Annotated in this window: 16 protein-coding genes; 6 read left to right on the top strand and 10 right to left on the bottom strand. The window is 45.9% G+C overall.

Annotation, left to right across the window (positions count from 1 at the left end; genetic code table 11):
• Positions 1 to 17: 17 nt before the first annotated feature.
• Positions 18 to 1010, bottom strand: a complete 993-nt coding sequence (locus tag CPIN_RS29420) for an acyl-CoA reductase (protein WP_012793532.1) — start codon at positions 1008 to 1010, stop codon at positions 18 to 20.
• Between the two features lie 94 nt (positions 1011 to 1104).
• Here CPIN_RS29420 and CPIN_RS29415 point away from each other — a divergent pair, with 94 nt between their 5' ends.
• The 5 genes from CPIN_RS29415 (at position 1105) to CPIN_RS29395 (ending at position 5634) form a co-directional block, all read left to right on the top strand.
• Positions 1105 to 1452 (top strand): 4Fe-4S dicluster domain-containing protein, encoded by a 348-nt coding sequence (locus CPIN_RS29415; protein WP_012793531.1) that lies wholly within the window; start codon positions 1105 to 1107, stop codon positions 1450 to 1452.
• 180 nt (positions 1453 to 1632) lie between these two features.
• Positions 1633 to 2622 (top strand): D-alanine--D-alanine ligase, encoded by a 990-nt coding sequence (locus tag CPIN_RS29410; RefSeq protein ID WP_012793530.1) that lies wholly within the window; start codon positions 1633 to 1635, stop codon positions 2620 to 2622.
• Between the two features lie 37 nt (positions 2623 to 2659).
• On the top strand, positions 2660 to 3481 hold the full coding sequence (locus tag CPIN_RS29405; RefSeq protein WP_012793529.1) for a PASTA domain-containing protein: 822 nt from the start codon (positions 2660 to 2662) through the stop codon (positions 3479 to 3481).
• Positions 3482 to 3538: 57 nt separating this feature from the next.
• Positions 3539 to 3847 (top strand): rhodanese-like domain-containing protein, encoded by a 309-nt coding sequence (locus CPIN_RS29400; protein ID WP_012793528.1) that lies wholly within the window; start codon positions 3539 to 3541, stop codon positions 3845 to 3847.
• Between the two features lie 155 nt (positions 3848 to 4002).
• Positions 4003 to 5634 (top strand): FAD-dependent oxidoreductase, encoded by a 1632-nt coding sequence (locus CPIN_RS29395; RefSeq protein WP_012793527.1) that lies wholly within the window; start codon positions 4003 to 4005, stop codon positions 5632 to 5634.
• Here the strand turns inward: CPIN_RS29395 and CPIN_RS29390 are convergent.
• From CPIN_RS29390 to CPIN_RS29355, 8 genes are all read right to left on the bottom strand, one after another.
• Positions 5629 to 6828, bottom strand: coding sequence for a hypothetical protein (locus CPIN_RS29390; RefSeq protein WP_012793526.1), 1200 nt, complete (start codon positions 6826 to 6828; stop codon positions 5629 to 5631). The two genes, CPIN_RS29395 and CPIN_RS29390, sit on opposite strands and share 6 nt — an antisense overlap.
• 41 nt (positions 6829 to 6869) lie before the next feature.
• The gene (locus CPIN_RS29385) at positions 6870 to 7715 is read right to left on the bottom strand and encodes a type 1 glutamine amidotransferase (RefSeq protein WP_012793525.1); all 846 of its coding nucleotides are present in this window, start codon (positions 7713 to 7715) and stop codon (positions 6870 to 6872) included.
• 17 nt (positions 7716 to 7732) lie between these two features.
• Entirely contained in the window at positions 7733 to 8833 is a 1101-nt protein-coding gene (locus tag CPIN_RS29380) for a carboxylate-amine ligase (protein ID WP_012793524.1), read from the bottom strand.
• A 250-nt stretch (positions 8834 to 9083) separates the two neighbouring features.
• Entirely contained in the window at positions 9084 to 10205 is a 1122-nt protein-coding gene (locus tag CPIN_RS29375; RefSeq protein ID WP_012793523.1) for an ATP-grasp domain-containing protein, read from the bottom strand.
• 81 nt (positions 10206 to 10286) lie between these two features.
• The gene (locus tag CPIN_RS29370) at positions 10287 to 10994 is read right to left on the bottom strand and encodes an alpha/beta fold hydrolase (protein WP_012793522.1); all 708 of its coding nucleotides are present in this window, start codon (positions 10992 to 10994) and stop codon (positions 10287 to 10289) included.
• A gap of 169 nt (positions 10995 to 11163) precedes the next feature.
• Positions 11164 to 12009 (bottom strand): hypothetical protein, encoded by an 846-nt coding sequence (locus CPIN_RS29365; protein ID WP_012793521.1) that lies wholly within the window; start codon positions 12007 to 12009, stop codon positions 11164 to 11166.
• Between the two features lie 13 nt (positions 12010 to 12022).
• Positions 12023 to 12883, bottom strand: a complete 861-nt coding sequence (locus tag CPIN_RS29360; protein ID WP_044219976.1) for a hypothetical protein — start codon at positions 12881 to 12883, stop codon at positions 12023 to 12025.
• Positions 12884 to 13110: 227 nt separating this feature from the next.
• Positions 13111 to 16323 carry a TonB-dependent receptor gene (locus tag CPIN_RS29355; protein WP_052306902.1) on the bottom strand — a complete coding sequence of 1071 codons (3213 nt, stop codon included), beginning with the start codon at positions 16321 to 16323 and terminating at the stop codon, positions 13111 to 13113.
• 452 nt (positions 16324 to 16775) lie between these two features.
• Here CPIN_RS29355 and CPIN_RS29350 point away from each other — a divergent pair, with 452 nt between their 5' ends.
• Positions 16776 to 17978, top strand: coding sequence for a bifunctional 3,4-dihydroxy-2-butanone-4-phosphate synthase/GTP cyclohydrolase II (locus CPIN_RS29350; RefSeq protein ID WP_012793518.1), 1203 nt, complete (start codon positions 16776 to 16778; stop codon positions 17976 to 17978).
• A gap of 276 nt (positions 17979 to 18254) precedes the next feature.
• On the opposite strand, the gene CPIN_RS29345 is transcribed toward CPIN_RS29350, so the two are convergent.
• Positions 18255 to 23039 (bottom strand): translocation/assembly module TamB domain-containing protein, encoded by a 4785-nt coding sequence (locus CPIN_RS29345; protein ID WP_012793517.1) that lies wholly within the window; start codon positions 23037 to 23039, stop codon positions 18255 to 18257.
• Between the last annotated feature and the right edge of the window lie 145 nt (positions 23040 to 23184).

Genomic DNA, 23184 nt, shown 5'->3' with positions numbered 1-23184 from the left:
AGAGGAAAGAAATACACTTATAAACTTGTCAGGAACTGCATGGTGTCCACTCCATCCGCGAAATCGGAAAGGCTGGGTTGTTGTGCGGTACCGAAAGGAGTAAAGCCATGTCCTACGATACATTGCAGGTCATTATTGGCTTTCAGTTCTTCGGTCAGCACTTTTTTATCTGCATAATGGCTGTAATGTAGTACGCTGAGCGGAGAGAAAAGGGAAGCAGATTCCTGTAAAATGATATTGTCGTTTGCCATGTATAGTCCGCTGTTCAGCAGGATCAGGGCAAGGTTATAATCGTAGTTATTCTTGTACTTATGATGATCTGCGAGATAGGTATACTTCCGCAGTCCTTTGATCAGGGCTTCGAAATTATATTCATCCGGTACGAAGATCTTTGTTACGTTTCTGCATCCCAGTCCGAAATACAGCATGACATCATCTGCCAGTGCTTCCAGTTCCTCTGCTGTTTCCGTTCCGTCCAGGATTGCCACGGAGGTACGGTTGCGACGGATGATATGCGGATATTGTGCAAAGTAATATTCAAAGTACCGTGCGGAGTTGTTGCTACCTGTCGCAATATAGGCATCACAATTCTTCAGCATTTCCTGTACAAGTGTCTGCTTTGCATATTGCGGATACCATTCGCTGATCTTATCAATGACATGCTGCATCAGCACAACATCTTTGGTAGACAGTTTCAGGCGTACCTGATGGCCGCTCAGGAAGCCGCATAACCAGTCATGGAAACCTACCAGCGGAATATTACCGGCTGCTACGATACCGACTGAACGGGGATTGACCGCCGGAGCAGGATAACCCGCGAGCCAGCTGTTAAGCCGGGTTTCGTCCAGATAATAGCGGCAAATATTTTGCAGGGATAGGTCTATGAATTCGTGGGTAAACCATCCGTTAGCCTGAAATGCCCTGTCTTTCACAGCCTGTAACGCAGGATCGTCGCCTGACAGGTACTGACCCAAACGTACAAGGGCTGCTACTTTTTCTATACTGCTCATGAATCTCTATATAAATAATTAACTTTTTAAACCTAGATATTCTATTTTTGTCTGCAAAATTAATGGCTTACTACTTAAACAAAAAGTTTATACTATGGCAATCAAGATAACAGACGAATGTATTAATTGTGGTGCTTGTGAACCTGAATGTCCTAATAACGCTATTTATGAGGGTGGTGTTGAATGGGCGATGGCTGATGGTACCTCTATTAAAGGCGGTTTCGTGATGATGGACGGCTCTACTATCGATGCTGACCAGCGTAATGCGCCAATTGCTGTAGACAGTTATTACATCGTTCCAAACAAATGTACAGAATGCCAGGGCTTCCATGAAGAGCCTCAGTGTGCGGCTGTTTGTCCGGTAGATTGCTGTGTTCCTGACGAAATGTACCAGGAAACAGTAGATGATCTGCTGGCTAAGAAAGAAAAATTACATATGTAATATTATCATACAGGAAGCTTAAGGAACTAACCGGTAACTGGTCATCGATAATCATCGGAACGCATGCCGGAACCTGAAGGGAAGAAAGGATCAAAACTTTCTTCCCTTTTCTTTTAACCTAAAAAAAGTTCACATCCACCATTTTTCTATTAACTTTATCCGCTTATTATTAAATTATATATGAAAAAGAACATCGCCCTGGTAGCCGGTGGATACTCCGGTGAATATGTAATTTCAGTTCAAAGTGCAGCCGTAATAGAGAAACATCTTGACAGCAGCAAGTATAATGTCTATAAGATCTCTGTTACCCGCGATGGATGGAACTACACAGGTTCCGATGGTCAGCTGATCGCAGTAGACAGGAACGATTTTACATTGACTATCAATGGGAATAAGGTGATATTCGACGCTGTTTTCATCGGTATACATGGTACGCCGGGTGAAGATGGCCGTCTGCAGGGATATTTTGAAATGCTTGGCATTCCATTCACCAGCTGTGGAATGGTTACGTCGGCCCTGACATTCAACAAGAGCTACTGTAACAAGGTAGTCGCTTCTCTTGGTGTTGTAAATGTTTCAAAATCAGTACATATTTTCAAAGATCAGCCTTTTGATATCCAGGCTATCCTCCAGGAACTGAAACTGCCCGTGTTTGTGAAACCGGCAGAAGGTGGCAGCAGCATCGGGATGTCCAAAGTGAACACGGCAGAAGAACTGGCGCCGGCTATTGAAAAAGCCTTTAATGAAGATGTACAGATCCTTATAGAAGAGTTTGTGAAAGGCAGAGAGATCACCTGTGGTCTCTACAGATCAAATGGTGCATTTACCGTACTGCCTGTAACCGAAATCATCAGCAGCAAAGAATTCTTCGATTACGAAGCGAAATATACCCCGGGTGTATCCAGAGAGGTAACGCCTGCGGAAGCGCCAAATGAAATAGTGAACCAGATTCAGGAGACTGCTAAAAAGCTGTATAATAAACTGAACTGCCGTGGTATTGTGAGAATGGACTTCATCTGGGAAGAAGCCAGCAACCGTTTGTTCTTCCTGGAAGTGAATACGATGCCGGGACAGTCTGAAAACAGCATCGTTCCTCAGCAGGTAAGAGCCGCTGGTAAAACCCTGCAGGAGTTTTACGGCACATTAATTGAAGAATGCCTGAGGAAATAACAACACCTGAGTTCATTTTAACGTTAAAATATAATCTGTGTTCAATTCAATAACTAAACGCTCCTTCGGCTTTAATCTGCTGGTTATCATAGGGATCTTTGCCGTTCTGGGGTTGCTTTTCTTTTCATTACTGGGAATTATTACAAAACACGGGGATACCCTTACCGTACCTGACGTTTATAAGAAAAATATACAGGAAGCCACTATGATCCTTGAAAAAGAAGGATTCAGCGTGGACGTGAGAGATTCAATCTATGTTGACAGTCTTCCGGGCCTGGCCGTATGGGAACAGACACCTGCCAGAGGATCTGTTGTAAAAGTTGGTCGTACCATCTACCTGACCGTTAACAAAGTAATACCGCCAATGGTACAGATGCCTGATCTGACCGGTCTGACCTTCCGCAGTGCTGAAATGACCCTGCATAGTCTCAGACTCAACGTTGGTGATACCATCTACAAACCTGACTTCGCTACCAATACTGTATTACAGCAGCTGCTCAACGGCAAAACCGTTAAGCCTGGCAGAGATATTCCTGAAGGTAGCAATATCACCCTCGTACTGAGCAGCGGTACTGGTAACACTGAAAACCCTGTTCCGGACCTGACCGGTATGACTTACCTGGAAGCAAAAGAGACACTGAGCGCCAGCAACCTGGGCCTGGGTACAGTCATCATAGATCCTTCTGTGACCGATACTGCGAATGCCTTCGTGGTAAAACAGATCCCGCTGCGCAAAAACCCCCTGAACGAAACAAATATGATCCGTGCAGGTGAGAGCATCGATATCTGGTTGTCCAACACCCGTCCTGAAAAGGATAGTGGTGTAGCACCGCCTGCTCCGGCAGACGAACAGCATTAATAAGCACACAATACCTTAATATTGCTGTATAAATCAAAAACATAAAAATTTACAGCCATGGAAAATATAAGCGCAGCAGACGTGAAACAGCGCATTGACAGCGGCGAAACCCTGAACCTTGTAGATGTAAGGGAACCGCATGAACATGAGGATTTCAATATCGGCGGTAAGCTGGTGCCATTAGGCGAGATCCGTGCAATGCAGGTAGATGAACTGGAAGATCTGAAAGACCAGGAAGTAATTGTTTACTGCCGTAGCGGTGGTCGTAGCGGACAGGCAGCAATGATCCTGGAAACAATGGGTTTCCAGAATGTAAAGAACCTGACCGGCGGTATGCTGGCCTGGCAGGACCAGTTCGGTAAATAAACTGATCAGTCGCATATCATTCATAAATGCCTTCCGGCTTGTACTCCGCCAACAGCGGGTCAGTGTCCGGAAGGCTTTTTTACAGCTATCCACCTTTACACGCATCGCCAACTGATGCTCACCCAGATCCCCGCTAACCCGTTAAATCCACTGTTATGAAGCATATATGGCTCATTTGTTTCTGCTCCCTATTGACTTTCGCTGACACCATCGCCCAGACAACCACCGAAACCGATATCGTCATCTATGGCGGTACATCTGCTGCTATTACGGCCGCCGTACAAGCCTGCAGAATGCACAGATCTGTGGTAGTGGTATCGCCCGACCAACATCTCGGCGGACTATCAGCCGGCGGCCTTGGTTTCACTGATACCGGGAATAAAGAGGTCATCGGCGGACTTGCCCGTGAGTTTTATCATCGCATTTATATGCATTATCAGCAGCCCGCTTCCTGGAACTGGCAGGAACAATCCGCTTATGGAAACAAAGGCCAGGGAACACCCGCTATTGATGGTACAGACCGCACGATGTGGATCTTTGAACCTCATGCGGCAGAAAAGGTATTTGAAGACTTTGTAAAGGAATATAAGATTAAGATCTACCGCAATGAATGGCTGGACAGGAAAGCTGGTGTCACGAAAAAAGGACAGCAGATTACCGCTATTACAACACTCAGCGGTAAAACTTTTAAAGGAAAAATGTTCATAGATGCAACCTATGAAGGTGATCTGATGGCGGTTGCCGGCATCTCTTATAGTGTGGGCCGTGAAGCGCGTAATGAATTCAATGAAACCTGGGCAGGTGTGCAGACAGACGTCTTTCAGCATGGACATCATTTTAAGAAACCAGTTAGCGCATATAAGATACCCGGGGACCGTAATAGTGGATTACTACCACTGATTTCTGACCAGGCGCCTGGTGAAAAGGGGAGTGGCGATAAGAGGATACAGGCGTATTGCTTTCGTTTATGTCTGACTGATTTACCGGCGAACCGTATTCCATTCACGCGTCCTGCAGACTACGATGCTACACAGTATGCATTGTTGCTGCGCGTATTTGAAACGGGCTGGAATGAAGTCTTCAACAAATTTGATCCCATTCCCAATCATAAGACGGATGTCAATAACCATGGTCCATTTAGTATGGATTACATTGGTATGAACTATGATTATCCGGATGCTTCTTATGAGAGAAGAAAGGAGATTATAGCAGCGCATAAAGTTTATCAGCAGGGATTATTATATTTTATTGCGACAGATCCGCGTGTACCGGATAGCATCCGCCTACGTATGGCGAAATGGGGCCTTTCCCGTGACGAATTCAAAGATAATGGTAACTGGCCTCATCAACTGTATATCCGCGAAGCCAGACGTATGAAAGGGCTGGAGACGATGACGGAAAATGAAGTGTTAGGCAGGAACAAAGTATCCAACGCGATCGGTATGGGTTCTTATACGCTTGATTCGCACAATGCGCAGCGTTATGTAAAAGAAGATGGTACTGTACAGAATGAAGGCGATATTGGTGTAGAAATACCTGTTCCTTACCGTATCAGCTATGGTTCCATTGTACCGAAAAAGGAGGAATGTACTAATCTATTGGCGCCGGTATGTCTTTCCTGTACACACATTGCTTATGGCTCTGTACGGATGGAACCTGTGTTCATGATTCTCGGACAAAGCGCTGCTACTGCCGCCATCCAGGCCATTGACAATAAAAAAGCCATACAGGATATCAGTTATGAACAATTAAAGACACAGTTGCAAAAGGATAAGCAGCGCTTATAAAGCATCTTCAAAAAAAGCACAACTACCACCGGTCCAGTTCTGCGGTTTGCCCTGTGATACGCCGATCATTTTACTCTTACTGATCCTGGCGAGGTTGTGTGCGAGAATTGGTACCGGACTACCATCCGGCCAGATGTACATCATACGTATTTCGCAATAGGCAGGACCTTCCGGTGTTTCTATGGCAGGAGCATATTGCACTTTATGTTGAAGGATCCAGTTACCGGGGTCGGTGATTTTGTCAATATCCGCCTGTGTGACGTCTATGAGCACACCTTGCCCGGCAAAGGAAAAGAGCGGTTTTAATACATAGTTTTCAAGATCCGAAGGGATTACTGGCAATTCATCCAGGAACCAGCTTTTGGGTGCATATTCGCTGTGTATGAAAGGCAATATGTATTTGCTGATGCGATAGAACCAGTTGGGATGTGTGATCCATTCTACATCAAGGTCCTGGAACAGGCTGACGTGTTTGCCTAGTTTATCATGCTGACGATGCAGGTCATCAAAGATGACGCGGTTATAGATCCTTTTGATCTGAATTTTTCTGCCGTCTTTTTCATAGTACAGTTTCTTACCCTCCTGTATCAGCTCTGTTACGCAGACAGGCTGAATACCTAACATCTTTTCTGTATAATAAAAATCGATTCTTGTCTTCTGTTCGTGTGGCTTTACTTCCAGCAGCACTACTTCTTCCGGCAGGTATTCTCCCACGATGACATCTTTCAATAACTGAAAATAACTGTCTGCATTTAGTCCGCCGAAGAAGTTATTCACCGTATCAGGAATATTAAAGTGCGTTCTGAACTGTCTGGCCATTAATTCCTGGAATGCGTACAGCGATGGGAAGCCCTGTAATTCGATCAGTCTTGGCGTCAGTTCACCAGCTTCATCGCGACACACTGCAAAGTCGATCACCATGAAGTGAGGGTGATCGTTTTCATGCGGTACTTTCAGTTGGTGGGGAATCGCGTTCCGTGTCAATTCCTTAAAATCGGGACGCAGGATCACCGCAATGATTTCATCACAGGCCTTTCTGAGTTGAGCTGTCAGTTGTGCGGGAATAAACACAGGGGTTTCCGCTACTTTAAAGACAGGCGCTTCTCCTGCTTCTGCGGCAATGCCTTCGAGGAAATCCTGGTATTGCCGGTGTGTGAACTGATGGTTATATGCTGTACGTATTGAAGGGATCATGGTGGTGAGTTAAAGTCCATAGGCCGGTACGCTGCACGGTCTTACGCTTCAATTTTGCCGGAAACGGACTGTTTAAAAATAGCGTTGTCCAGGAATGCAGGAATGAATTCGTCATGGGTGAGCATGATCTTATCCGGATCGGAAAGGTGTTCCAGCATACTGTAATATTTTTCAGCACCATAGTTGGTGATGACCTGGTTCTTTTTTTCCTGTTGGAGAAGGTACATCCGCATACCGGTGGCATCTGCTTCCGGATGGAACTGTGTACCGATGCAATAATCGCTGAAACGGATGGCCATTGTCGCTCTTTCCAGCGGTACATGCGGCCTTTCCTTTTCCAGTGCCAGGACGGTAGCGCCGGTAGTGGCCATTTTCTCCTGATCGAGTTCTATGACCTGCCAGTTGCGGCTATCTACGATGAAGTAAGGATCGGGTAGTTCGTTGAATACCAGTTCTTCTTCGCCGGCAGATGTTTTATGTACAGGAAATACGCCGAAAGCAGGCGATCTGCGACGGCATACGTTCCCTAATTTCAGATAACGGCACATCAGCTGAAAGCTATGGCAGATCAATAATAGCTGTTTCTTATCGTCCTTTGTTTTATTCCATTGTCTGATCTCTTCCATCAGGCGGAAGTAGCGGGCTTCCCACTCGCTGCCTTCGCTATCCAGGGGGCTGCCCGGACCACCAGTAGAAATGTAGATATCATAAGAGAGATCGGGTACCTGTTGCGCTATCCGCACTTCATATTCATGGAATACCATGTCCAGCGCATGCTTTTCTGCATAGCTGGTCAATATCTCCCGTATACAGCGCATACCTTCATTAGGCACCTGCTCGTACATGTCCAGGATGGCAATTTTCCAGTGCTGCTTTGTCGGTATCATACTGCAAAGGTACACGTTTAGCAGTCTTTCAGAAAGCTATTAGTGATGAAGTCGGTAACAGATACCAGATCTTTGGTATCTGTGTATACTTTTAACTGCTGATCGGCGCCGGTACCGTTTTCGAGAATGTCGAGGGTGCGCTGTATATAGTGACGGCTGCCCAGTTCATCTACTACATCGTCCACGAAGTCGAGCAGTTCATGAATCAGCGCTCTGGCATTGACTTCCATTTCTTTACCGAAGTCGATCAGGTTACCGTCAATACCGTAGCGGGATGCCCGCCATTTGTTCTCATTAACCAGTGCACGGTTATAGATGATGAAGTTGAGGTTCTGCATACGCAGTTTATAAATCTTTGCGCAAACAGCCTGGAACAGTGCTGCCAGGGTACAGGTTTCCACTACGGTGAGCGGTACGTCGCAGATGCGGAATTCCACTGTATTGAAGAAGGGGTGTACCCGCAGGTCCCACCATACTTTCTTGGCGTTGTCGATACAGTTGGTTTTTACGAGCAACTGTATATACCGGTCATATTCTTCGATACTGGCGAAGTAATCGGGAATACCGGTACGGGGGAATTTATCAAATACCTTGGTCCGATAAGATTTGAAGCCGGTGTTGCGACCTTCCCAGAAAGGAGAGTTGGTACTGAGTGCAAACACATGGGGCAGGAAATAACGTACGGAGTTGGCGATATGGAGGGCCATTTCCCTGTTTTCCATGCCTACATGTACATGTAATCCGAAGATGAGGTTGGAGCGGGCGGCATCCTGCATTTCATTGACGATCTCAAAGTAACGGGGATTGTCTGTAATATGCTGGAGTTGCCATTTGGAGAAAGGATGTGTACCGGAAGCGCCGATGCTGTATCCCAGGTCGCCTGCTATGCTGGCAATTGTCCTGCGCAGCATTGATACATCTTCGCAGGCTTCATCTATATTGGCGCATACCTCTGTGCCTACTTCCACAACTGCCTGGTGAAATTCAGCTTTTACTTTATCTCTGAGCACCCTGTGGGCTTGTTCTACGATCTTTTGTTCATGAGATCTCAGTTCTCTGGTCTGGGGGTCCAGGACCATGTATTCCTCTTCAATACCGAGGGTGAAGTTATTGAGCATGCGGTGATTCAATTAGGAATTAGGAATTACGAATTAGGAATTGAGTACAATTAGCTGACACTTCAATTCCGGATTAATTTTCCTAATTACCCCAAAGTTATTCTTTCTTTTCAGTCGAAAATCATGTTAAAGAATAATTTCGAATCAGGAATCCAAAGGGAATAGCAATAAGGACAATGGAAGTCCTCCGGAAAATATGCAGGACTGTAGTCGACAATTCCTAATTCTTAATTCCTAATTCCTAATTGAATTAGTCTTCTTTCTTTTTTGTCTTTTTTACCGAAGTTTTTTTGGCCGGCGTTTCTTTATCTTCCACTTTCGGCGCCTTTGGCTCCTTCAGTGTTTTAGTATCTTTTGGCGGCTTGGCGGGAGAGACAGCGGTCGGCTTTTTAGCGGCAACTCTCTTTGCGCCGGGTACGATAGCGGTTTGTTGTCCCTGAATGGCATGTTGCAGGAAATTGCCCCAGGTCAGGTTATCTGTTCCAGGCGTTTGCTGTTGCGCACGCTGTATGGCGTAGGTAGCGGCTGTTTCCACCACCCATTCGAAGTTTTCGGTACCAATCACTTTTTCATTTGTTTCCGGAGCGGGATTCCAGAAATCAATGACATAAGGCACACCATTCTGAATAGCAATTTCAACGGAGTTGAAATCATAGCCGAGGTATTGGTTCAGTTGTGCGACCTGGTCGGCAATGGTATTCAACAGTGTGGTATCTCCGGAATCTTCTGTCAGATAACGCTGATTTTCCGGCTGATATGGATCGTAAGGTATTACGCGTACATATCTGCCACCTATGCAATAACAACGATAATAAGATTCGTATTTGATTTCTTCCTGCAGCATCATAACCAGTTGTCCGGTACGGGCATGTTGTGCAAAGAACTCCTCACGGTCATGTATTTTGTACACATGTTTCCAGCCGCCGCCATTGTATGGTTTCATGTAGGCAGGAAAGCCGATATGATCAAAGATAGCGTCCCAATCGAAAGGGTAGACCAGGTTTCTGAAAGATTGATCGCTTGTATTGAGGGGTAGGTCTCTGGAGGGGATCAGTGCTGTTTTAGGCACTTTTACACCTGTGCGGTGTGCCAGTTCATTGTTGACAAATTTGTCGTCAGCACTCCACCAGAAAGGGTTGTTGATAACCGCAGTACCATCAAGTGCGGCCTGTTTAAGCCAGGTACGATAGAAGGGTACGTCCTGGGAGATGCGGTCAAGGATGACGCTATAGCCGGAGGGGGTACCCTGTATCACTTTCTCGATGGATATTGCTTCTGCTGTGATTCCGTCTATCTGTTTGTCATTCACACGATCGATAAAAGCCTGCGGAAAGCCATTTTCCTGGCCGAAAAGGAGTCCTATTTTTTTCATCTGTAAAGAGTTTTACTGTTTGGTTATCCGTCGTTTACAACAGTGGCCGATGAAAATCAATATTCGCGCCAACAGTAGAGGCTATTTGATCAGGGACAGGTAGTAAGGCAGCATCTCCAGCCAGGTGGGCCAGTCGTGTGTCTTGTTGGGCCTTACGTCCAGCCAGTGCATAATGCCTTTATTATGAAGGATGCCGGACATTGTCTCATTCTGGCTACGGGTAATGTCTTTTTCAGCTACGCCCAGTATAATTCCCATCCGCCAAAGGGCTTCATGCGGATTTGCCGGCATAAAATCTACCGGGTTATTATAATACACATTGTCGTCATAATGGCCGTTCAGCCGGGATTTTACATCAAAAACACCACTGAGGCTGAACAGGTAGGATACTCTTTCCGGGTACCGGAAGGCAAAGTTGGCTGCGTGATAACCACCGAAACTACATCCGGCTACCGCAATGCGTTGAACGCCTGTTTCTTCGGTCACTTTTTCCAGTACCTCGTGGCGGAGCATACGGTCATATCTGATATGATGAAGGGCTCTTTCAGCAGGGGAAATGTGTATGTTGTACCAGCTGTGTACGTCCACCGTATCCGGACAGTACACCTTGATCAGCTGGTTGTTGATAAACCATTCCAATGACTGTATCACACCCCTGTCTCTGTGCTCATAATGCCTTCCCATGGAGGTAGGGAAGAGTATCAGCGGATAGCCCTCTTCTCCGTACACCAGCATTTCAAATTCATGGCCCAGGTGCGGGGAATGCCATTTGTAATGTTGTTCCAGCATGGTTATAAATATAAGGAAAAAAAATTAAGCACTTATCTGGCAACATGTTGATATACCATGGTTTTTGACGGACGGTTAATGGCATAAAAAAAGCGTCCCTTATGACGGGACGCCTTCCTTTGTCTTAATATATTAATACAGGTTAAAGCGGATATTGACCTGTGGTAAGTTACAGATCGCTTGGCAGCAAGAATGTATACTTCAGGTTGTATGAAGTGGTCTTGTTGGAAACCATTGTGCCACCTCTTGTCAGTTGTTCGTTCTGACTCACGGAGGTGGCAAAGTTATCAGCGTCGTAGGTATAGGCATTCGTGATGGTCTGTACAGAGCCATCAGGATATTGTGTCGTTTTTGTAATCGCGTTGTTGGCAGACATCCAGCCGGCATTTTCTTCTGCATCGAAGATAAAGTGCGTAAAAGACGCGCCTTTATAGTTCGGCTTCTCATCATAGGTATAGGAGATAGTCGTGATGCGGGTGCTTTCGGTATTTCTGTACACCGGTATTTCCCGGCGATCAGTTACCCTGCCTCTGGCATCTCTTACCATCAGGTCTTTACGTGTCAGCAGGTAAGGAGCGATCACGCCGTCAATTTCATAGTGATAAATACCTATGATCTTATTGGCATTATCATACGCGAGACTGTCATAGCCATTTTTCAGGCCACTATACGAAGAGAATAGTATTACTTTTCCGACTCTGCCTTCTGTGTCATACTCCACTTCTTTGGCCTTCGCACCTACGCTGCCCAATTCACTGGAAACATAAGTAAACGAGATCTTGCCTGTGGTGTCAAAGCGGATCATTTCGGAATGGAAATCCTCAGCGGTGACATCTGATGTCTGGAAGATCGCTACCCTGTTACGTCTGTCGTAGGAATAGGAACTTGTTTTCAGACCGCGGTCGTTCTGAGGCTCCATGGTGGAAAAAGCTCTTTCTCCCTGTGGACCGTCGTCCTTCTTACAGGAAGCAAAGCAAGTGATAAATAAAGCTGCAGTTAGTAGAAGTCTAATCATGTATTATGAGCAGTTATTTGTCGAGAATTTTATACTTGATGGCAAATTTGCTGGTATTGTTATACACTTCGGCGCCTCCCTGAGTGGCCTTTCTGGTGTGAAAGATTGAGTCCGGGTAGTTGCCTCTGTCGTAAGTGTATAAATTGTTGATGGTCACCACAGAGTCGCCTGCAGGGTATCTTGTAACCTGCGTAAGCGGATTATTAGCTGATAACCAGGTGATACCATTGTTCAGGTCCATTACGAACAGGTCTGCCGGTTTGATCATGAAGTTGATCGCGTCGTCATAAGTATAGGTAGCGGTGCTGATGGTATCCTTGCCTTCTGTATCGCCGGAGAAGGGCAATATGTGTCTGGCAATGATGTTGCTTTTGCTGTCCCATACCATTGTCTCCTTGCTGTAAAAGGCAAATTGAGGCGTGACTTCGTTGTTTGGTTTACTATGATAAATGGCAGCCAGTTGTCCTTCACCGTTGTATACCAGGCTGTCGTAACTCAGTCTGTTCCAGGTGCTAGGGGATATATGATTGATAATGACCAGTTTATTGTTGCTGTTATACGCGAAAGTGGCTGTTTTCAGCAGGGCAGAGGGATCTGCTTCGGTATTGGTGTTCATGCCGGTCATACGGCCGTCTGCATCAAATATCGGGTCCTGTCTGAAGTAGTAATTTCTATCGAGATTAGCTATTATATAATAATCAACCCTTTGTTTGTCATCGAGTTGCAGCATGGTGTAGTTGCTCATATTACCGCCGTCGAGGGTAAAGAACACCCTGTCCTTAGGGATAGGATCTTCAGTAACGGGTGCGTCTTCCTTTTTACAGGATGCGAACAATGACGTAAGGAGTACTGCGCTCAGCAGGATCTTTCTCATAGAGTAATAGGGAACCATTTATAATAGCCGGATCATATCTGAAGATACGGATCCGGGTACAAATATATGTCTTATTTTAAATGTGTGTATCACTTTGTGGGCCTGCAATTCCGCTAAATTTAGGTCAACGCTGACGGGTATTTGTTAAGTCGTTCAGTGTGAGCAGGTAGCAAAAAAAACGTCCCGCCATAGGCGAGACGTTTTTTTATATTTTTGCTGAACGCTGCTTATCTGAAGATATAGCGGAAGCCCAGCTGACCCTGCCAACGAGCAGACTGTAAACCGAAATCATCGATCTGAGCAACAGTCTTGTTGTCGTATTTGGTAGGCGCTTTAAAATTATACGTCGGAGTAGTTCCGTTAGCTGCAAAACCAACGAAGTCGATCAGACCGTAGTTGTTGTAGCTCATACCTGTACGGGTAGAGTATACGCGACCCCAGTCGTTATTGATCATATTACCCAGGTTGAATACGTCGAAGGAGATCTGTAATGTATGACGTTTACCATTTTTCTGGGTGATGTAGATATCCTGTGCGATGTGCAGGTCAAAGATGTGTGTGAACGGAGTTCTCAGACCATTCTTCGGTGCATATTCACCTCTGTGTTTGCTCAGGTATTTATCACCATTGATGAACGCATCCAGTGCAGCCCACTGTTGTTCCGGAGTAACGGTTGCACCGTTAGCCTGGTAGGATACGAGGTTGATCTCTGATGCACTTCTCGGGATGTAGATCAGGTTCAGACCTTTATCACTGCTGGAACCGTTGTAGTCGCCAACGATGTTGGTGTTAGGAATATCTCTGTAACCGTAAGAGAATCTTTCGCCGGACTGACCAGTGTAGTACAGGGTAACAGTCGTACCGAAGTGTTTCAGGTATTCTTTCTTGTAAGTTACAGAAGCAATGATTCTTGAACCCAGGTCGAAGATAGACGTACCCAGATCGATGTCGTTACGACCTCTCACGTTTGGTACTCTCCACTGAGAAGAGTTTTGAGAAGACTGACCGTCGTTGATGCTTTTAGAACGACCGTAAGTGTAAGCGGCCATTGCGCTGAAACCACCATAGAAGGTTTTTTGTAACTGAGCAGTCAGGTTGTAAGAATAACCTTTGCTGGTATTATCAGCATACATGATATCAGTGTAGTTACCCAGAATTGGTTTACCTACGTTTTTCCACATCGGACGGTTGTCGCTACCGCTACCGGTTACATTCGTACCAGCAGGGATGTAAGACAGGTTGTAATAAACAACGTTGTTGATGTTTTTGGTGTAGATCGCTTCTAAGCTACCCACCATACCCCAAGGCAATTTCTGATCAACAGCGATGCTGGTTCTGAATACCTGAGGGAATTTGAAATCTTTTGCAAACAGATCAATTTTACCTGATGGCGCAGCAGTGATGCTAGGCTGCGCATAAGGATCAGATACAAAAGGAATCGGGTTGTTGGTACCGCCGGTTGGTTTGGTAGAATCGTAAGCGAGTCTCATACCACCCAGGGTAACACCATTGTTGTTATAGATACCACCTAACCAAACATAAGGGATGCGGCTGGTGAAGATACCGGCGCCACCACGGATCTGGGTAGTCTGGTCACCTTTCACGTCCCAGTTAAAGGCAAAGCGTGGAGACAGCAGAAGCTTAGCGTCTGGCTTAACACCTGTCTGTGCACCTTTGATATCCCATTTACCGGCAGCAACTACCTGAGGCAGTACATTGGTATTGAAATCATTGTTTACAGCAGGATCAGTCAGCAGCATCGGCAGGTCAGCACGAACACCCAGTGATAAACGTAAACGATCGTTTACCTGGTAGTCGTCCTGTGCATACAGACCCAGTTGCAGTGCTTTGAATTTAGCAGCACCGTTGGTGTTATCACCGGTAGTTTTATCTACAGCTGAGAAGGAACGGTTGTACTGGGTTGGTGATTTGTCATTGAGGAAATCATCCAGGGTAGCGAAAGTATAAGAACCAAAGTTCTGACCGATAAATACGTTGGTCATGTTATAGAACTCGTTACTTGTCCCCAGGGAGATGGTGTGTTTACCTCTGTACAGTTCCAGGTTATCAGTCAGGGTCAGTACGTCCTGTTTCAGCAGGTTAGCTGCAGAAAACTCTTCTGTACCGAAGCTGATAGATTCTCTTGAAATGAATACGGAAGTATATGGAGCGCCGGTGATACCGCGGTCGTCTCTTACGAAGTTAGCACCTAACAGCAGGGAGTTAGACGCCCTGTTACCAAACTGGCTTTTCAGCTCAGCAGTGGTAGCGTTGGTGGTAGAAGGGAAGGAGATACCTTTATTAGAGAAGGTGATAGTAGAAGCGCTGGATTTACCAGGACTTACGCTCTCACCATGTGTATACTGGTGACGGATAGTGAACTTGTTATTTTCGTTGATGTTCCAGTCAATTCTTGCAAAGAACTTGCGGCCATCCAGTGTATTTTCAGTTGTCTCATATCCGCCCGGATCGTAACCTGCTGAGCGCAATTTAGTTTGTAGTGTATCCAGCTTACCCCTTGAAGCCGGAGTAGCACGACCATTCGCATATGTTTCATAAGCGAATGGCTGCGGACGGTTTTCTTTCTGCCATTCTGCGTTGACGAAGTAGAACAGTTTATTCTTGATGATCGGACCACCTAAACGTACGCCGTATGTTTTGGAAGAGAAATCTGCCAGTTTGGTACGTTTGCTTTCGTCTTTTGTTGGAGTCTTACCAGCGAGGCTTTCGTTACGTACGAAGTAATATGCAGAACCTTCTATTTCATTAGTACCGCTTTTGGTTACAGCGTTGATGGCGCCACCTGCGAAACCACCCTGTTTAACGTCGAACGGAGATACGTTAATATTGAACTGGTCAATGATGTCAATGCTGAACGGAGAAATACCGATCTGACCACCATTGGTACCATTTTCTGCCAGACCGAATACATCGTTCTGTACCGCACCATCAACGAAAGTAGCGTTGTACTTGTTGCTGGTACCTGCGATAGATATAGTCTGGTTACCGCTACCGTCTTTGGTCAGTTTCGCCTGAGGCGTTAAACGTACAAAGTCAGTGAGGTTTCTACCTACTGAAGGCAGGGCTTCAACCTGTGTGCGGTTCAGGGTAGTCTGTGCTCCCTTACGGTTAGAATTGAAGACAGTGCTTCTTTGACCAATTACCTGTACTTCTTTGATATCCTGGGCTTTTTCGCCAAGGCTGATGTTCAGTCTGAATGGCTGACCGAGTGCGAGGAAGATATCGCCCTGATTGTATTCAGTGTAACCGATAAAGGTAGAAGTTACTTTGTAAGGACCACCAACGTTCATGTTGGGGATACGGTAGTAACCTTCCGCATCGGTAGTTGTTCCGTACTTGGTACCTGAAGGCTGATGGATCACAACAACGGTAGCCCCGGGTAACGCCTCCTTCGAAGGGCCGGTGATTCTACCAATCATGCTACTGGTAGTTACCTGCGCAAACGAAGTGATTGTGCTAAACAGAACAATGAATGTAAATAGTAGTCTTCTAAATCCCATATAAGAGCAGTTTGATTTATGACGCAAAATTGGGGAATAAATTCTAACGAATTTTAACTTGAAATTAACAAATTGTTATGCGATTGATCTCATTAGGGTTTAGGGATACAATTTTGGACAGTTGCCAGTTTTAACAGCCATTTCATTGAGTTTGTTCAAGAAACTGCTTTGGAATTTCTAAAAAATCGAATAGAAAACTTTTAAATACCTTAAATATAGCCGCGTACGTCATGAAATTATCCAGTTTTAGCGATCATAGGTTGATATACATATAATAATATATGCATTGGCTTACCTGAAGGTAACCAGAAAGGAAAGTGAACAGTTCTTATTTTAGCATAACTTTGCACATTAATCTATAATAAAGCTCTATGTTAGATACAATAGAATCAGCCATAGAAGATATCAGGAATGGTAAGCTGGTAATAGTCGTAGATGATGAAGACAGGGAGAATGAGGGTGATTTTGTTACAGCAGCAAGGAACGTTACACCGGAGATCATCAATTTCATGAGCCGTTACGGCCGTGGTTTAATATGTGCCCCCCTGGTGGAGGAGCGTTGCGAGGAACTGAAACTGGAAATGATGGTGCGCGATAATACCGCCCTGCACCAGACTCCCTTTACCGTATCCGTTGACCTCCTGGGTCACGGCTGCACCACCGGCATCTCTGCACATGACCGCGCCAAGACCGTACAGGCCCTGATTGATCCTAATACCCGTCCGGAAGAACTGGGCAAGCCAGGACATATCTTCCCCCTGAAAGCAAAAAGTGGTGGCGTACTTCGCCGTACCGGCCATACCGAAGCAACGATCGACCTGGCCAGACTGGCTGGTTTCGAACCTGCCGGCGTACTGGTGGAAATCATGAACGAAGATGGTTCCATGGCACGTCTCCCGGAATTGCGGGAAATAGCCGACCAGTTTAACCTGAAACTGGTTTCCATAAAAGACCTGATCGAATACCGCCTCGCAAAGGAAACCCTGATCGAGGAACAGGTAACCGTAAACATGCCGACTGAATACGGTGATTTCGAACTGGTTGCTTTTAAACAGCTTAACTCAGGTGAGCTGCATATGGCCCTGAAAAAAGGTACATGGGAGAAAGGCGAACCCGTACTGGTGCGCATCCACTCTTCCTGCGTAACCGGCGATATCCTTCATTCCCTCCGCTGTGACTGTGGCGAACAGCTGCACAAAGCCATGGAAATGGTAGAACGCGAAGGAAAAGGTCTGATTCTGTACATGAACCAGGAAGGTCGTGGTATCGGTTTGCTTAACAAACTGAAAGCCTATAAGCTCCAGGAAGAAGGCCGCGATACTGTGCAGGCTAACCTGGAACTGGGTTTCAAAATGGATGAACGCGACTATGGCGTTGGAGCACAGATCCTTCGTCATATGAACATCTCCAAAATGCGCCTGATTACCAATAACCCACGTAAAAGAGCGGGTCTGAATGGATACGGTCTTGAAATCGTGGAAAATGTAGCAATTGAAGTACATCCGAATCCGCATAACGAATTCTATCTCAAGACAAAACGTGATAAGTTAGGTCACGAGATCCTGAAAGGGTAATATCAATTAGGAATTGGGAATTAGGAATTAAAATGCAGCGAAGATCGTTGCGAAAGTTAATACAAAAGGAAAGGCGCCTCTTATCAAGAGGCGCCTTCCCTTTTATATATATAATAATATTAGGTCGTATCTGTGCTGCTTAGGTGTCTTCAGCGTTGGCGGAGTTGGCTAATGTCTCTTTGTTGATCTCCCAGGCATTCCAATTCTTAATTCTTAATTCTTAATTCTTAATTCTTAATTCTTAATTCTTAATTCTTAATTCTTAATTCTTAATTCCTAATTCCTAATTCTCTTCAACGAGTCTTCCCTTCTGTCTTCCCGTTCCTTCTCTTCCAGTCTCGCTGCCTCTGCTCTGCGCATAGAGTCCAGCATACGACGTCTGTTCCGTTCGTTGAACAGCTCAGAGAACTTGTTATACTCACGTACATAAGAGATACCCAGACCCGCTTTGTTACGGTTTACCAGGTTATAGACGTCATAATCCGATTTACTGAAGGCATTGATACGTACGCGTCCTTCCGGTGTGAGCAGGTACTCTGCCCGGAAGTCACCTGCGAAACGGTTCGCATTCGCAGAGGTATTCGCTTTACCCCAGTCATAGTCACCACCCACATATAATCTGATCCTGTTGTTATACAGGTTACTGGTTACACCAGCGCTTACCTGGTTCCGATCCAGAGAAGCATTGTCCTGGTTACCAATGTTATAGGCACGATAATTTACGTTGATACCAATACCACTGTTTTTCAGCAGTACACCGGTAATATTATTAAGGATGGCGGAGGCCTGTGCACTTAATGCCTGTCCCACACTGTTCTTACCGGTAGTTGCCACGTTTGCACCACCAGCGGAGTTTGGATCTTCCGGCAGGAACTGGTTGAACAACAGGAGGCCCGCCATCTGTTGCAGGGCTTTGTTCTGGTCCTGATTCACCTCACGGAGCTTGGCAGCTACACCACTTTCATAAGCCAGGGAACCTACTTCAGGGAGATTGATCTCATAAGTGATATCCGGTTTCATCAGCTCATTACGCAGGTTGATCAGGATATCCACTCTTTCGGTACGGGTAGCCAGCTTGTCGCTTGCAGTAGAGGCGGTTCCTACCAGGTTATACAGACTGACTTTAGGCAGGGTGTATTTGGCATGAACGTCTACTTTCGCTTCATTAGGGTCGCCGTTCCAGGTGATCGTACTGCTTTTATCAATGTCAAATTTCCAGCTGGTCAATCTTTGCAGGGTGAAGTTGTAAGATCCGGAGACGATCTCGTAGTTCCCGAACATATTGAAATCTCCTTCGGTATTTACCATGATCTGTAAGTTACCGTTACCATTTGCAGAGATCATATCACCGGAAGCAGCATCCATGATCACATCGATCTGTGCATCCGGCGTAGCCGAAATATCCAGTTTCACATTCAGCCGCACATTGTCTTTCTTCTTTTTCTTTTCTTCCTTCAGTTCTGTACCATAGCTTTTAAAGGTGATATAGTCTGAACGACCGATATCCTTACTATCAGACAATGGCAGATAGAAGTGAGTGCCTTTGCCCGGTCGGGCCTGTATGCGTAATTGAAGATCATTCAGCGGACCGGAGAAATAGACTTTACCATCCGAGATCACATCACCATAGAACAGGTCGCTGTCAGCAGCCCCGGTATTCAGGAATACAAAGTTGCGGGCAGTTACATCGAAGTCGAAGTTCAGGTTATTGAAATGATCATGAGAGATGTAACCGCTGGCACTTGCCCTGCTGTTATTCTTATCGATAATAGAGAAATTACCGAATTCAATCAGATTGTCGTCCACATTTACATTCAGTCGCGGAATCGTATAACGGGTTCCCAGGTACAATACCCTGACTCCCACACTGTCGATACGCAGATTTCCCCGTACGGACGGTACTTTGGTCGTACCGGCGACAGACAGTTTTCCGCTCACATTGCCTTTCAGATCCGTCACATATTCGTTTACAAAACGGTCCAGCATACTGAGGGAGGTACCGTTCAGTTCTACGTTGGCTTCCAGTCTGTTATTGGTTTCGGACACACCAATCAGTCCTTCCGCAAAGAGGTTCTTGCCTTTATTCTCTGATCTTACAGAAAAGGTCACATCATCTGTTTCCTGTCTGTATCCTCCTTCAAAAGCAACCAGACCAATAGAGTCATTATCGATGCGTAATTCGCTGGTAGTGATATTGGCATCAACGGACAGGTTATGTATGGGATCAGAGATATCAATCTTGCCGTCAGCAAAGCCTTCTATGCGTAAAGCGGTCAGCTGGGAAGGGATCACATCCGTCAGATTGAGGTTCTTCAGGTTGACGATGAACCGGGATTCATCCGGATTGAACTCATTGGTTTCCACTGTGATACTCTGTTCATTCCTGGTCACCTGCAGATTGTTGATTGTCAGGAAGTCTTTGCTCCAGTAGATCTCATTACCTGGCGTTACATTCCATTGCCGCTCGTTGACGGTAAAGGCGCTGTTCAGGAAACTTACCTTGACCCCTTCTGGTACAGTTACGACCCGGGCATAGAATCCATCCAGACTGGAGGAGTCGCCGGCCTGCAGGTCCACTTTTATATAGGATGTATCTCTGCCGGAGTTTGCCAGTATCAGCGGATGCTGTAACCATACGCGGTCACCGGAAGAAACTTTTCCGATGCTCGTGCTGATATCGATCTTATTGAAGGTGCCGGAGCTCTTGAGTTGCAGGTCTTCAAAATGGAAGTTCCTGTAGGACGCCAGCGGCACATTCACCTGTATGCCCAGATTACCTTTGATTGTATTTAGTGAACCTGCTATAGTTGAATTATCAAAACCGGAAATGTCTTTGGAGAAACCACGGATCAGTTTGTCCACCTGTCCCAGATTGAAGGCAAAAGAGAAGTCCTGCTGAATATTATCTTTTGGTGCATCGGGGAAGTAGCTTGGATAGTATTTGTTCAGCAACAGGCGGAAGGCATCAGGCAATTGCATGAAACTGTAATCCCCTTTTACATATCCTCCGATCTCACTACCCTGTATGGCCAGTACTTTCACATTGTTCTCAAAGTGAGTAGACACGTTGAGGGAGTCAAATTCCAGTCTGCGCTGGTCTTTGAAGAGAGAAACGTTATATACCCTGGCAGAACCGTTAAAGTTGTCAATATTGCTACCGGCAAAGTTGAGTGCCAGTTTTGCCTGTAGCATGATAGAGTCCTGGGTCAGCTGTAAGGCACGCAGATTACCATGGCGGATATCAGCGTCAAAGTCAAAAACAGGTACCTCTTCGTTGAAGTCAATGGTACCGGCAAAGTCCATGTCCAGGTTAGGATCATCGGCAGTCAGTGAACCATTGAAGAACTTACGGTTCATATCGCCTTTCGTCTTGATATTGCTGTAAGAGTATCCGTTAAGAGTGATCTGTTGTACGTCTGCATCTACTGCAGCCTTTAGGGTTTTAAAGTTAAAACCTTCTCCGTTCAGCTTTGCACTGAGGGAAATGCTGGTCAGTTCGGGTACGCCTAAAAGGCTTCCCACGTTAAAGGCATCTGTGGTCAGACTACCAGAATACACTGGTATATCCTTGCTGGTTTTGAAGTTGATATCCGAGTTCAGGTTTCCCAGGTTCGTCTGGAACTTACCATAGGCAACGAAGTCATTCACGAACCCTGTGAAGCTACCCGCGAAGCGGATATTGGTCAGACGGTCCAGTCGCAGCGGTTCTGTATTCCTTAACTCCGGAGCGATACTAAGGATATCCGCACCGGTAGTCAGCAGTTCATCTGCATGAAAATCAATAGAAGTGTTATTGATATCCGGCAGGCCACGCAGTTCAACGCCGCCGAGTAAGCGGGTGGTTGTGCCGGCTTGTAGTTCTATATTGTTGGCTTTCAGATTGCTTACAGGACCTCTGGCGTCTCCGTTGAGTAAGATCTCTTTTTTCCAGTCTGAAAGGATGGGTGCGAAGTACGCGATATCATCAGAATGCAGCTTACTGTTCACGATATGGGCGCGCATATAAACGGCATTCACATAGTCATTCATATCGCTGATATCAGCATACTGCATGGTATAGTAGTCCCGCAGATGGCTGCGGTTCGTCATGAGGTCCATGTGGGAGAACTCCATTTCAACTGGCGACATCTTAAAGCGAGCTGTCAGTTTCTTTACCTGGAAACCACAACGCTCTTTGGTGCTCATGGTCAGATCACCAAGGATGCTGTCTTTTACCAAACTGGTATTCGCCAGTGAGAGATTGATGCTGTTGAAACGGATGTGATTCGGCGCAAAATAGCCGTCTTCAATTTTTGTAGCATCTTCAAGGTCATCCACGCCCAGCGTACCATCCTTGATGGAAATCTCTTTTACCAGTAGTTTCCAGTTGGCACTGTTCCAGCGTAAAGCCGGGATGGCAGCAGTATCTGTGAGCTCCGGAGCAGGAGGGGCGGGTCTCTTTTTACGCAGCGGAGAGGCCGGGTACCGGGTAATGATAAACGTAGGTTTGTCCAGTGTCAGTTCCTGGATATCAATGTTATGCAGATTAAGATCTATGTTCTTGGCATCCACATAAATGCGTTTAGCAGCCACACGCATGTCTTCGCCGATCCAGGCATCGATCTGGTTAATACGGACATTACGCAGGTCCGTTTTACGCAGGTCAAGGGAAACGCCTCCGCTTCCTTCTTTTTTCTTGCGGGTGGTATCTGGCGGCGCGCTGAATTCATCGATGATGAACTGATAATTCCATAGTGAATCATTCCTGTGGCGGATCAGGTTCACGTCTGCATCTTCCAATCCGATGAACTTCAGTACAGGCTTCTCCTGGAAGAAGAACCAGTCTGTAATACGCAATTGCAGTACGCGGGCATACAACAAGGTATCCTTGTGACGGTCCTCAATCAGGGTACCCTCCAGCCGCAGACTGTTAAAGAGCCGAATATTGACGTGCTCTATTTCAACTTTGGTTTTCAGTTGTTGGGATAACCGGCTTGTGGCCTCATGTACCAGGAAGTTCTGTACCACCGGAATATTTACCAGGACGCTTATCAGGATAACAAGGCCCAGTAAACTCAGCAAGATTACAGTTAATATTTTGCGTACTTTTTTCAGGCTGCGAGATTTAATCCGGCAAAAATAGTTGAATTAGTCCATAGTCCATAGCTGAATAGTCTATGAAAGCAACGATTTAATATCCGGTGGTGTGTTGATAGAATCCCATTCA

Origin of the sequence: Chitinophaga pinensis DSM 2588 (assembly GCF_000024005.1) — a bacterium.
In the GTDB taxonomy this organism is placed as follows: Bacteria; Bacteroidota; Bacteroidia; order Chitinophagales; family Chitinophagaceae; genus Chitinophaga; species Chitinophaga pinensis.
Note: the sequence above shows the minus strand (reverse complement) of the source record. Positions and strands in the feature narration are given on the sequence as shown.

Coding starts and splice junctions, on each gene's coding strand:
- CPIN_RS29420 (WP_012793532.1), bottom strand. CDS start 1,010: ATGAGCAGTATAGAAAAAGTAGCAGCCCTTGTACGTTTGGGTCAGTAC.
- CPIN_RS29415 (WP_012793531.1), top strand. CDS start 1,105: ATGGCAATCAAGATAACAGACGAATGTATTAATTGTGGTGCTTGTGAA.
- CPIN_RS29410 (WP_012793530.1), top strand. CDS start 1,633: ATGAAAAAGAACATCGCCCTGGTAGCCGGTGGATACTCCGGTGAATAT.
- CPIN_RS29400 (WP_012793528.1), top strand. CDS start 3,539: ATGGAAAATATAAGCGCAGCAGACGTGAAACAGCGCATTGACAGCGGC.
- CPIN_RS29395 (WP_012793527.1), top strand. CDS start 4,003: ATGAAGCATATATGGCTCATTTGTTTCTGCTCCCTATTGACTTTCGCT.
- CPIN_RS29390 (WP_012793526.1), bottom strand. CDS start 6,828: ATGATCCCTTCAATACGTACAGCATATAACCATCAGTTCACACACCGG.
- CPIN_RS29385 (WP_012793525.1), bottom strand. CDS start 7,715: ATGATACCGACAAAGCAGCACTGGAAAATTGCCATCCTGGACATGTAC.
- CPIN_RS29380 (WP_012793524.1), bottom strand. CDS start 8,833: ATGCTCAATAACTTCACCCTCGGTATTGAAGAGGAATACATGGTCCTG.
- CPIN_RS29375 (WP_012793523.1), bottom strand. CDS start 10,205: ATGAAAAAAATAGGACTCCTTTTCGGCCAGGAAAATGGCTTTCCGCAG.
- CPIN_RS29370 (WP_012793522.1), bottom strand. CDS start 10,994: ATGCTGGAACAACATTACAAATGGCATTCCCCGCACCTGGGCCATGAA.
- CPIN_RS29365 (WP_012793521.1), bottom strand. CDS start 12,009: ATGATTAGACTTCTACTAACTGCAGCTTTATTTATCACTTGCTTTGCT.
- CPIN_RS29360 (WP_044219976.1), bottom strand. CDS start 12,883: ATGAGAAAGATCCTGCTGAGCGCAGTACTCCTTACGTCATTGTTCGCA.
- CPIN_RS29355 (WP_052306902.1), bottom strand. CDS start 16,323: ATGATTGGTAGAATCACCGGCCCTTCGAAGGAGGCGTTACCCGGGGCT.
- CPIN_RS29350 (WP_012793518.1), top strand. CDS start 16,776: ATGTTAGATACAATAGAATCAGCCATAGAAGATATCAGGAATGGTAAG.